Genomic DNA, 11,666 nt, shown 5'->3' on the forward strand with positions numbered 1-11,666 from the left:
TTAATTAGTGTTAACGTTTAGCAGGTTTATGCTGATGAACTGCTATTTTGCATCGGCAATGAAAAATAGGATAAACCTGGTGGTAATATCAATGGCTTTTTGCACAACATTTTTGCTGTGCCTGCAGCTTTATTGGAATTACAAGGCATACCAGGGTTCTGTTAAGGCCTTTAAAAGTGAAAGCAACAGCGCGCTTAGTGACGCCGTTGAACATTTAACCAATATACGCAGGGATGAGTTTGCGACTAAATATAAAACATGGCTGGCTGATACCAGTCTGGTTTCAATTACCTGCAAGGTAAATACTACCTATCATTCAACCGTGTTTGCCATTGCAGATAAACACCAAAAAGTAGCAGGGTCAAAATCGATCTCGTTTAGTATCGATACCTTTAAACAACAGCTCAGTGCCATTAGCAACGCTACAAAAGCCTTTATTATCAATTACTTTCTTAAAACCAATGTTTATAACCAGTTAAAATTAAAGGAAGTTTATTTTGTGACCCAAAATTTAGGTGACAGCTTGAACAATGCCTATAAAAGAGATCGTTTAAACCTTGCCCAACTCGATTCTTTATTTAAAGCTGAACTTTTAAAAAGAGACATTAACACCCCCCATCGCTTTTATATCACCAACTTCTCCGTTAAAAAGTTCAGTGAGGGTAATAAACCTGCAAAGGGCTATAGCTTTGCTACGCTGGCTTATAATTACGGTTTTTCTTCATCCCAAAAAACCATCAGCGCATGGTTCCCGGATCCTGATCTTGTTATTTTCGGGCAGATGAAATGGCTGCTGCTAAGTTCCCTGATCCTTATTGCCATTACAGTTTTTTGCTTCACCTACACGGTAAAAACTATTTTGAGGCAAAAGAAACTTGCCGAACTGAAGAACGATTTTGTAAACAACATGACCCATGAGCTGAAAACTCCAGTTGCCACCATTAACATAGCCGCCGAAGCCATCCAGGATTTTAACCTGAGCAAAACGTCGGTTGATGAATACCTGGGTATTATCCGTTACCAGGCGGGCAATCTCACAAACTTGATCGACCAGATCCTGAAAAGCGTAGTATCGGAGCAGGAAAGCGTCAGTCTTAATTTGTCTAAAGTAGATTTTGATCAATTAATAAACGGGATCATACAGGAGTATAAGCCGCAGTCGGATGCTGCAAACGTGACTGTTAATTATAATAATAAAGATGGAATTTTGCCTGCGATGGCTGATGAACCATTATTAAAAAATGCAATAGCCAATTTGCTGGATAATGCCATAAAATATGGCGGATCTGGTACTGTGATCAATATTGCGCAGTATATTGAAAATGGCAGCATCATTATTATGGTAAACGATAATGGCCCGGGCATCCCGGCAGAATACCAGGATAAAGTGTTCGACAGGTTTTTCCGTGTCCCATCCGGCGATATTCATAATGTGAAAGGTTATGGCCTTGGGCTAAGCTATGCCAAAAGTATTATTGAAAAACATAAGGGCACTCTATCGCTGATAAGCACAGAGGGCCGCGGAACAGAATTTATAATCAGCATACCACTTATTTACCATGAAACAAGCCAAAGTTCTGTTGCTTGAGGACGAGCTGCAGCTTGCAAAAATTGTGAGTGAAAGCCTGCAGACGAGGGGTTTTATAGTAACCCATGTGGTTAACGGCGTTTTGGGAACGGAAGCCATTCGCAAAAGTGCTTTTGATATTTGTATTGTTGATGTAATGATGCCCTTTATGGATGGCTTTACCTTTGTTGAGCAGGTTCGCAAAACAGATAAACAGGTGCCCGTTTTGTTTTTAACGGCAAAATCGCAAACGGAGGATGTTATAAAAGGCTATGAAGCCGGCGGCAACGACTACCTGAGAAAGCCCTTCAGCCTGGAAGAGCTGATATTACGGCTGAATGAACTTTTGCGCCGAAAAGCAGCAGGCCAAACACCATCAAGTACTGATATAGGGCAGTATACCTTTGACATGAACAAGCAGGAGCTCTGGTTTAGCGGCCGGCTCACTGGCAAGCTCTCGCACCGGGAAAATGAGCTGCTAACCTTGCTCATTCAGCACAAAAACCTGGTGCTCGACCGTAAAGCGGTACTGTTAAAGCTTTGGGGCGACGATAACTTTTTTAATACCCGCACCATGGATGTTTTTATAACCAAACTCCGCAAGCACCTGCAGCAGGACCCATCAATTGAAATTATTAATATAAGGGGCGTAGGTTATAAGCTTACCGTGTAAATAAAAGAAGCCCGCTATTTTAGTAGCGGGCTTCTTTTATTTTTAGTTGAATAAGTTGATTGGGTTAGATTGAGTTGATTAAGTTAGACTGTTTTAACCTAATCAACCACTCACTTAATCAACCAAATAAACTACTTGGTTACATACATAACTTCCTTAACCGCTTTGATCACTCTTTCAGCGTTTGGAAGGTATTCCTGGATCAGGGTTGGTGCATAAGGCAATGGCACGTCGCCGCCCATAATGCGCAGTACGGGTGCATCTAAATAATCAAATGCATCTTTTTGTACTTTAAATGCAACTTCGGTAGCTATTGAGCCTAAAGGCCAGCTTTCTTCAACAATTACCAAACGGTTTGTTTTTTTAACAGAAGCAATAACAGTATCATAATCAATAGGGCGTACGGTACGTAAGTCGATCACCTCGGCATGGATGCCTTCTTTTTCAAGCTCGGCAGCGGCAGCGTTAACAACCTTCATTATTTTACCAAAACCTACAAGGGTAACATCAGTACCTTGTTTGGTAACATTTGCTTTGCCTAGCGGAATATAATAGGTTTCTTCAGGTACTTCACCTTTATCGCCATACATCAGCTCCGATTCCATAAAAATAACCGGATCGGGATCAATTATAGCTGATTTTAATAAACCTTTTGCATCATAAGGGTTTGAAGGCACTACTACCTTTAAGCCCGGACAGTTGGCATACCAGCTTTCAAAGCACTGGCTGTGCTGCGAGCTAAGCATCCCCGCATTACCGGTTGGGCCACGGAAAACAATTGGCACCGTGAACTGGCCTCCGCTCATCGACATGATCTTGGCTGCTCCGTTTATGATCTGATCGATAGCAACCAGCGAAAAGTTAAACGTCATGAACTCGATAATGGGGCGTAAACCGTTCATTGCCGAGCCAATACCGATGCCGGCAAAACCACACTCAGAGATTGGCGTATCGATAACACGTTTAGCACCAAACTCGTCCAGCATACCCTGGCTTACTTTATAGGCGCCGTTATATTCAGCAACCTCTTCACCCATCAGGTATATTTTATCATCCTTGCGCATTTCTTCGTTCATTGCTTCCCGAAGCGCTTCTCTGAATTGTATTTCTCTCATCGTATTATTAAAATGATGTTTTTTGCGAACGCAAATATAATCAACAATGTGTTATTTGCAATTAGTGTTATAACTACAACAAGGTTTTTACGGTTCGATGTAAAAAGTTGTTACTTGTGTACAGCAAACCACTGCCCACTGCCGACTACAAACTGCCAACTTCCTTTACTTCCTTTCCCCCTTCATTTTCGAAGCTATCTCCAGCGCTTTATAGGCATTTACTATTCCACCCGTTTTTGAGAGCGAGGCAAAATCGACCTTTTCTTTAGTGCCGGGCTTATTAACCATTTTGCCCACAATAGGCGTTGCACTTTCTAAAATTACTTGTTTCAGCTGTTTTGCGCTAAGGCTTGGATAATATTCCAGGCACAGCGCTGCAATGCCTGCAACTATCGGCGATGAAAAGCTTGTACCGTCGGCTGTGTTAAATTCGGCATCGGTATCTATAGAGGTAACCTTAACACCCGGTGCAAAAACATCAACATGAATTTTGCCGTAGTTAGAAAACGAAGCAGCCAGGCTTGTATCTGGCTTAGGGCCAGATGCACCAACATTGATCACATTATCAGTAGTTGAGCCATCAAGGTAAGTATCATTCGGAAATTCGGGTTTGGCATCAACATCCTGGTTGTCATTGCCCGATGCCATTACCAGCAGCACATCTTTTGCGGCAGCATATTTAAAAGCGTCATCTACCCATTCTTTATGCGGCGAGATCTTTTTGCCAAAGCTCATATTGATGATCTGCGCACCATGGTCAACCGCAAAACGGATCGCGTTAGCAACATCCTTGTCATATTCATCACCATTGGGCACTGCTTTGATAGACATTATCCTTACATTATCTGCCACACCATCAATGCCATAGCCATTATTGCGTACAGCCCCAATTAAACCTGCAACACCGGTGCCGTGCGAAGCATCGGGGTTTTTAAGCACATTATTGCCATAAGGTTTTCCGTCATTCACATCCGGGTCATCACCCACTATACGTGCGCGGGCATCCAGGTCAGGAGTAATGTTGTTGTTTTGTTTGGCAAAATACTCTGTAAGGTCTTTAAGTACCTTGGCATTGTTGGTGTCATCGCCGATTTGCGAAAAAACAGATTCCCAAACCGTTTTGCTCTGGTTTATGGTGTCATTAGCCGTCTTTATTTTCCCAAGGTCGGCCAGGGTAAAAGTTTGGTCCGACTGCAGCTTAAGCTCTCTTTTTATATAATAATTTGTGGCCGATAATACGTTAACCTCCATTGTAAGGTCTTTCACCTCGGCCTGTGATTTGCTCATGGTGCTATCGTAATTGGTCTTTACTTTTTGCCAAAATGCAAACTCCTTTTCCTGGCCTGCAGGTGCAGTGGTGATAGTTGCATATTTACCCTTAAGCTTATGATACTGCCTCACTTCTTCAGTAGTTTCGGTAAAATCAACCTTTCCGCCTTTGCCGCCTAAAAAGTCCCAGCCATGCACATCATCAACAAAACCATCCTTATCGTCATCAATTCCATTGTTTGGGATTTCTTTGGGGTTTACCCACAAAATACTTTTCAAATCGGTTTGCGAAGTATCAATACCACTGTCAATAGTAGTAACTATTACAGTTTTACTTTTTTTGCCTTTTATAAACAGGTAAGCTTGTTTAAGGCTGATACCATAAAAACCATCAGTTTTTAAATCAAGCGTATGCCAATTCTTTGGCGGATCAGGTGCTTGCTTAGGTAGTTGCTGCCCTGTGGCATTCAGACTTAGAAACATTGCTCCGCATACCAGGGAGCCTAAAGCGTACTTACGTAATTTATGCATTTTATATAATTGTAGAAGTTGTAAGGGTTGTAAAAGTTGCAATATTAAAAATTGCAGCGTGTAAAGTATAGTTAATTTTCAACCTTTACAACAACTACAACCCTTACAACCTTCAACCTAATCACAGATCAAATTTAATTCCCTGAGCCAAGGGTAACGTTTTTGAATAGTTTATAGTATTTGTTTGCCTGCGCATATAAACTTTCCAGGCATCTGAGCCCGACTCGCGGCCACCGCCTGTTTCTTTTTCGCCGCCAAATGCGCCGCCTATCTCTGCACCGGATGTGCCTATGTTAACATTCGCAATTCCGCAATCAGAACCGGCGTATGATAAAAATTGTTCCGCATCCTGCAAATTTCCTGTCATTATAGCTGATGATAAGCCTTGTGGTACGCCATTTTGCAGGGCGAGGGCTTCATCCAGCGTTTTATATTTTATTAAATAAAGGATGGGTGCAAAGGTTTCGTGCTGTACAATTTTGTAATGGTTCTCAACCTCGGCTATACAGGGTTTTACATAACAACCTGATGCATATTTATCTCCTTCAAGCTTGCCGCCTTCAACAACAAATTTACCACCTTCAGCTTTGCATTTTTCAATTGAATCAAGGTACAGGCTAACCGCATCTTTATCAATTAGCGGCCCCATGTGGTTATTTTCATCAAGCGGATCGCCAATGCGGATCTGTTTGTAGGCATTTACCAGCTTTTGTTTAAAGGCATCGTAAACACTTTCGTGGATGATGAGCCTGCGGGTACTGGTACAACGCTGCCCGGCCGTGCCCACTGCGCCAAACACCGCACCTATCAATGACATATCCAGGTCGGCATTTTCACTGATGATAATGGCATTGTTGCCGCCAAGCTCCAGCAAACTCCGGCCAAGCCTTGCACCTACAGCAGCACCTATCGACTTGCCCATGCGGGTTGAGCCGGTTGCAGAAATAAGCGGCACACGCGGGTCATTAGCCATTAGCTCACCAATTTCCCTGTCGCCAATAACAAGGCATGATACGCCTTCGTCAATATTATGTTTTTTAAATACTTCCTGTGCAATATGCTGGCAGGCAATAGCCGTTAACGGTGTTTTTTCTGATGGTTTCCAAATGCAAACATCGCCGCAAACCCAGGCCAGCATAGCATTCCAGCTCCACACGGCTACCGGGAAGTTAAATGCAGAGATGATCCCCACAATACCCAACGGATGGTATTGCTCATACATGCGGTGCTGCACACGCTCACTGTGCATGGTAAGGCCATATAGCTGGCGACTAAGGCCAACGGCAAAGTCGGCAATATCAATCATCTCCTGTACTTCGCCGTAACCTTCCTGCAGGCTTTTGCCCATTTCATAGGATACAAGCGCACCCAGGCTTTCCTTGTTAGCACGCAGGGCATTTCCTATTTCGCGCACAATTTCGCCACGTTTTGGTGCGGGTACCGTGCGCCAGTTAATAAATGCTTTTTGCGCTTGCTCAACTGCCTGGTTGTAATTATCTGCCGTAGCAAATTTTACCGATGCTATTTTTTTACCGTCAGTTGGCGATACTATATCTTTTATAGCAGAATCAGGGCTGCTTACCCAGTTACTACCTGTACTAAAGGCATCGTTTATGTCGTTTATATGTAAACGATTAAGAATATCTGAAATATTAAGGCTCATAATTGTTACTTTTGCCAAAGGTAAAAATCTTTAAGGCAAATTATTATCAACCCACGCTTTGCCGGCAAAATGATTCACATTAATTATCAAGGCTTTGCAATTATCCCTGTTAACAATGTTTGGATGTTGATAACTAATTTGTATTATGGATGTTTATTACTTGTAATTTAATCTCGGTTTAGGCCCTAAGAGCGATTTTGAAGGCTTCAACAGAGTATGTGTTCTGAAACAAAATTGAATGGAAGAAGAATTTGAATTTGGTTTTACCGAAGACCCAAAGTTTTCGGTAGAGCGGTACGAAGAGATGATTCGTAATCATGATCAGTACTTTTTTGATGCCCAGGCGTTTGAGAACATTATCGACTACTATATCGAAAAGAACGATCCGCCGAAAGCCTTACAGGTTGCAGAATATGCACGTAACCAGCATCCGTTTGCTGCCGTTTTCCTGATAAAGCAGGCCCAGCTTTTAGTGATAACCAACAAGGTTACCGAGGCATTTGAAGCGCTTGAAAAAGCCGCCATGCTGGAAGCGTCAGACCCTGATATTTATCTTATCCGCGGTAACATGTATGAAAGCATGGAACGCTACGGCGAAGCCTTGGAAAATTATGAAAAAGCGCTTGACCTTGCCGAAGAAACCGACGAGGTGCTGCTGCATATTGCCTACGTGTACCAAAACATGGGCGATTATGAAACATCCATAACCTACCTTAAACTTTGCCTTGAGCAAAATATGGAGAACCAGGATGCTTTGTATGAGCTGGCGTTTTGCTACGATGTGCTTGACAATCAGCAGGAGAGCGTTTTGTTTTACCAGCAATATATTGATAACGAGCCTTACAGCTATGCCGCATGGTATAATTTAGGCAACGCATTTACCAAGCTTAGCTTGTTTGAAAAAGCTATTGATGCTTATGATTATGCCATATTAATTAAGGACAGCTTTGCATCAGCCTATTTTAATAAAGGCAATGCGTTGGTGAACCTTGAAAAATATGCCGAGGCTATTGAAGTATATCGCCACACCTTTGAGTATGAGCAGCCTAATGCCGATACTTATTGTGCCATAGGCGAATGCTACGAAAAGCTGGAGCAGATGGACGATGCGCGTGCTTTCTACAAAAAATCGGTTAAAATGGACCCTAAGCTGGCTGATGCCTGGTTTGGGATAGGCGTTACGCTTGATTTTGAAGAACGATATTTTGAAGCCCTGCACTTCTACAAAAAAGCGCTGGACCTGGACATTGCCAATGCCGATTACTGGTTTGCTATTGCCGACGCCGAATATAAGCTGGGCCACCTGCCCGAAGCCGAACAAGCCTATGAAAAGGTAGTGGAGCTTAACCCTATTGATGTGGATGCGTGGCTTGACTATTCATCAATATTATATGAACAGCAAAGGCTGGTTGATGCCATTGAAGTAATATCACAGGCTATAAAAAACAATCCCGATGCTGCCGAGCTTTACTATCGTATGGTTGCCTATTTATTTGCTAAAGGCGAGTACAACGAAGCCCTAAGCCACCTTGAAATGGCCCTGGCGTCAGACCCGGAAAAACATTACATCCTGTTTGATTATTTACCACAGCTGCAGAAGAACAAAGTGATTGTGGATATTATTAATAGGTATACTAAATAGTGATTAGAGGCTGGAGGTTAGAGATTAGGAAAAAAACTTGATTTCGAATCATCCGGAACAACTAATCTCTGATCACTAACCTCTAATCTCTAAAAAAAGCCAAAATTTCTACCAATTTTGGCTTTTTTTACGACCTTTGCGCCGTTAAAACTTTTAGTTATAGTCTATAACCTGTGAGTATTTTATGAATTATCAGATCAATAATCTTCCCGAACGGGTAGCAAAACCACGTAACAGCGGCATAACCATGGTTATGGATAAAGGGCTTAGCCTGCGCCAGGCTGAAGATTTTGTGGAAGTTGCGGGTACTTATACTGATATGGTTAAACTGGGATGGGCTACATCGTACGTTACCCCTAACCTTACAGAAAAGTTAAAGATATATCGTGATGCCGGGCTTCCTGTTTATTTTGGAGGTACATTATTTGAGGCGATGATAGTAAGGAATCAGTTTGATGATTATTGCCGCCTGCTTGATAAATTTAAAATGGATTACGCCGAGGTATCGGATGGTTCCATCACTTTGGAGCATGATATAAAATGTGAGTATATTCAAAAGCTTTCAAAGCTAACTACTGTAATATCCGAAGTTGGCTCAAAAGATGTGCAAAAGATCTTTGCCCCTTATAAATGGATCAATTTGATGAAGGCCGAAATTGAGGCCGGCTCATGGAAGGTAATTGCCGAGGCACGCGAAAGCGGCAATGTTGGCATCTACCGCGATTCGGGAGAGGTTAGGCAGGGTTTGGTTGATGAGATCCTTACCCAGATCCCCGAAGAGACCATTATCTGGGAGGCTCCCCAAAAAGCGCAGCAGGTTTGGTTCATCAAATTAATTGGCGCCAATGTAAGTTTAGGCAATATAGCCCCTGCTGATGTGATCCCGCTGGAAACGCTTCGCCTTGGCATCAGGAGTGATACTTTTGATCATTTTTTGTAAGATAGAATTGTGCCCGCATATTTATAAAAGGCCTTCTGACCACCTTTCGGCCGTCATCTCCCGGTAATTTTTTAAATAAGTAATTTTTTACAACCAGCAGCTATAAGCTGCTTTTTAATTTCTGCTTCGACTTAAATACAAGATTTACAGTTACTTAAGATTTTGTAGCTGTAAAAAAGCGGAGAAATAAAGATAGCTGAAGTAATAAAGGTGCCAAATGTTTTCACTGAAGCTACTAATCATGTATTTATCTTCGCGCCCTATTAAGCCACTATTTTTGTATGCATCTTAGCAGAAACATGCTGTTGCTGTTTTGTTTTTTCAATCAGGTAGCATTTGCCGGCGTTAAAAAGGCGCCGGTCGATTCGCTGTACAAAACGAAAGATATACAAGATATTATCAGATCTTTTTTTAAGATTAAAAGTTATAGCGATACCGCCCAGTCACATTCTAATCTCTCGCTTCTGCCCTCTGTTGGATACAGCCCAAGTTATGGTTTGGAGTTTGGAATTGTACTCTCCGAAGGCAAAATTTTTGGCGATCCGGCCAACACAACTTTTTCCATTTTCAATACAAATGTCTTTGTTTCAACCAATGGCCTTGCATCGGCCGAGTTTAAACACAATGCTTTTAGCAATCATAACAGGTGGAATTTCCAGGGTGGTTACCAGTTTGGAAGAACAGTTGCTTTGGATTACGGAGTAGGAACCGGCCATGCCCGGCAAAGCGATGATAATTTCGTACTCAATGGATTGCCACTTGATAATAGTCCCGATATTCTATCTATCAAGTTTACCTATGTGAAATTGTATGAAAAGGTGTACCATAAATTATTTGATGATTTTTATGCAGGAATGGGATTCATTGTTGATGGGTATCAAAATATTGATAAACCACCAAAAGGATTTGCAAGAAGGCGCAGCCATAATATCGCGTATAGCGTAAGAAACAATTATCCACTAGGGGGATATTGGGCGAATGGGATATTATTTAACCTGCAGTACAATTCACTGGATCATCCTAACAGGCCTTATAAGGGCATTTATGCGGATGTTGTCCTTCGCATAAATTCAGAAGCGCTGGGGAGCGAACACGGCGCGGCTCAATTGAAAACAGAATTTAAAAAATACTGGTCATTATCAAGCACCAACCCTGAACATGTTTTAGCCTTTTGGCTCTGGGGCAATTACTTGTTAAAAGGATCTATTCCGTATCTTGAATTACCGGGTACCGGTACTGATGCGGAAGAAAGAGGTGGCCGGCCTTATACCATTGGACGATTTAAAGGCACCTCCTTTTATTTTAACGAGCTGGAGTACCGGTACCCGATCACTGAAAATAAATTATTAAGCGGCGTCGTATTTGTAAACATTCAAACCGGCAGTAATCAGCAGAGAATAACCCTATTTGAAAAATGGAACTCAGGGGAAGGACTAGGCCTTCGCCTGTTACTTAACAAGTATACACGTTCAAATATTTGCATAGACTACGGGGTAGGCAACTATGGTGCAAAAGGACTGTTTATAGGGCTAAATGAAGTATTTTGATCGCCCGGGTAATATAAGCCGCAATGATGAAGAACTTTCAGATTATATAATTAAAGAATAACATAAAAACATATACGATGATTAAGCATTTACAACTTTACTATAGAATATTACTTTTACTAATCTTTCTTTCCGTTTCATTCAATTGTTTGGCAAATCCTTTAAAAGAGCAGTTTACCGATAGTATTAAAACAGATTCGCCCTGGTATAAAAAACTTTCTGTTATTGCTGAATATCAGCACTTCATAACAGTGCACCACAGCCATTTTAATGGCGGGTATGCATTTGTGGTGTATAACCCAACAACCAGCTTCTCTATGGGGCTGGGCATTGCTTATGATTATGGCAGATTGCATGTAGATAACGGCTATAACCTCTGGCATATGAAAATATTCCCGGTTCTGGCCGATTTTCGTTACATGCCTTTTCCTAAATGGACCGTATCTCCTTTTGCGGTTGCAGATGTTGGATACTCAACTTTTATAAAGTATGAACAGGAGGACCCTCAGCATATTGAAGCTACCCGTAATGTAACAGATAAGGGCCTTTACACATTTGGCGGATTTGGTTTATTGCTAAAACTGAGCCGCAATGCAAGCTTATATACCAGCACCGGGTTTACCGGTGTGCACATGTCTTTTAATAACGAAGATGTAAACCCCCGTGGTTTAGCTTACCGAATAGGTATGAAGGTGAATTTGAAATAGCTACCTAAAAAT

General features: G+C 41.9%; 9 protein-coding genes. 6 read left to right on the forward strand and 3 right to left on the reverse strand.

Translation table 11 applies throughout. The annotated features are described in order from the left end of the window. Positions 1–58: 58 nt before the first annotated feature. On the forward strand, positions 59–1,588 hold the full coding sequence (locus BUE31_RS27205; RefSeq protein WP_159440753.1) for a sensor histidine kinase: 1,530 nt from the start codon (positions 59–61) through the stop codon (positions 1,586–1,588). Next, complete coding sequence (locus tag BUE31_RS27210; protein ID WP_073407008.1) at positions 1,560–2,240, forward strand: response regulator transcription factor; 681 nt, start codon at positions 1,560–1,562, stop codon at positions 2,238–2,240. The genes BUE31_RS27205 and BUE31_RS27210 overlap by 29 nt, the downstream gene beginning before the upstream one ends. Positions 2,241–2,371: 131 nt before the next feature. Here BUE31_RS27210 and BUE31_RS27215 read toward each other — a convergent pair whose 3' ends face one another. The 3 genes from BUE31_RS27215 to BUE31_RS27225 form a co-directional block, all read right to left on the reverse strand. Next, positions 2,372–3,355: a pyruvate dehydrogenase complex E1 component subunit beta gene (locus BUE31_RS27215; RefSeq protein ID WP_073407009.1), complete on the reverse strand. Its 984-nt coding sequence runs from the start codon at positions 3,353–3,355 to the stop codon at positions 2,372–2,374. Positions 3,356–3,520: 165 nt separating this feature from the next. After that, positions 3,521–5,155, reverse strand: a complete 1,635-nt coding sequence (locus tag BUE31_RS27220) for a S8 family serine peptidase (RefSeq protein ID WP_073407010.1) — start codon at positions 5,153–5,155, stop codon at positions 3,521–3,523. Positions 5,156–5,276: 121 nt separating this feature from the next. After that, positions 5,277–6,818: an L-piperidine-6-carboxylate dehydrogenase gene (locus BUE31_RS27225; protein WP_073407011.1), complete on the reverse strand. Its 1,542-nt coding sequence runs from the start codon at positions 6,816–6,818 to the stop codon at positions 5,277–5,279. Positions 6,819–7,056: 238 nt separating this feature from the next. On the opposite strand from BUE31_RS27225, the gene BUE31_RS27230 reads away from it, so the two are divergent. The 4 genes from BUE31_RS27230 (at position 7,057) to BUE31_RS27245 (ending at position 11,654) form a co-directional block, all read left to right on the forward strand. Further along, positions 7,057–8,460: a tetratricopeptide repeat protein gene (locus tag BUE31_RS27230; RefSeq protein ID WP_073407012.1), complete on the forward strand. Its 1,404-nt coding sequence runs from the start codon at positions 7,057–7,059 to the stop codon at positions 8,458–8,460. A 184-nt stretch (positions 8,461–8,644) separates the two neighbouring features. After that, complete coding sequence (locus BUE31_RS27235) at positions 8,645–9,400, forward strand: phosphosulfolactate synthase (RefSeq protein ID WP_073407013.1); 756 nt, start codon at positions 8,645–8,647, stop codon at positions 9,398–9,400. A 281-nt stretch (positions 9,401–9,681) separates the two neighbouring features. Then, on the forward strand, positions 9,682–10,947 hold the full coding sequence (locus tag BUE31_RS27240) for a BamA/TamA family outer membrane protein (protein ID WP_083620399.1): 1,266 nt from the start codon (positions 9,682–9,684) through the stop codon (positions 10,945–10,947). Positions 10,948–11,024: 77 nt separating this feature from the next. Next, positions 11,025–11,654, forward strand: a complete 630-nt coding sequence (locus tag BUE31_RS27245) for a hypothetical protein (protein ID WP_143167280.1) — start codon at positions 11,025–11,027, stop codon at positions 11,652–11,654. Positions 11,655–11,666 lie beyond the last annotated feature (12 nt).

Source organism: Mucilaginibacter sp. OK098, from assembly GCF_900142915.1.
GTDB lineage: Bacteria > Bacteroidota > Bacteroidia > Sphingobacteriales > Sphingobacteriaceae > Mucilaginibacter.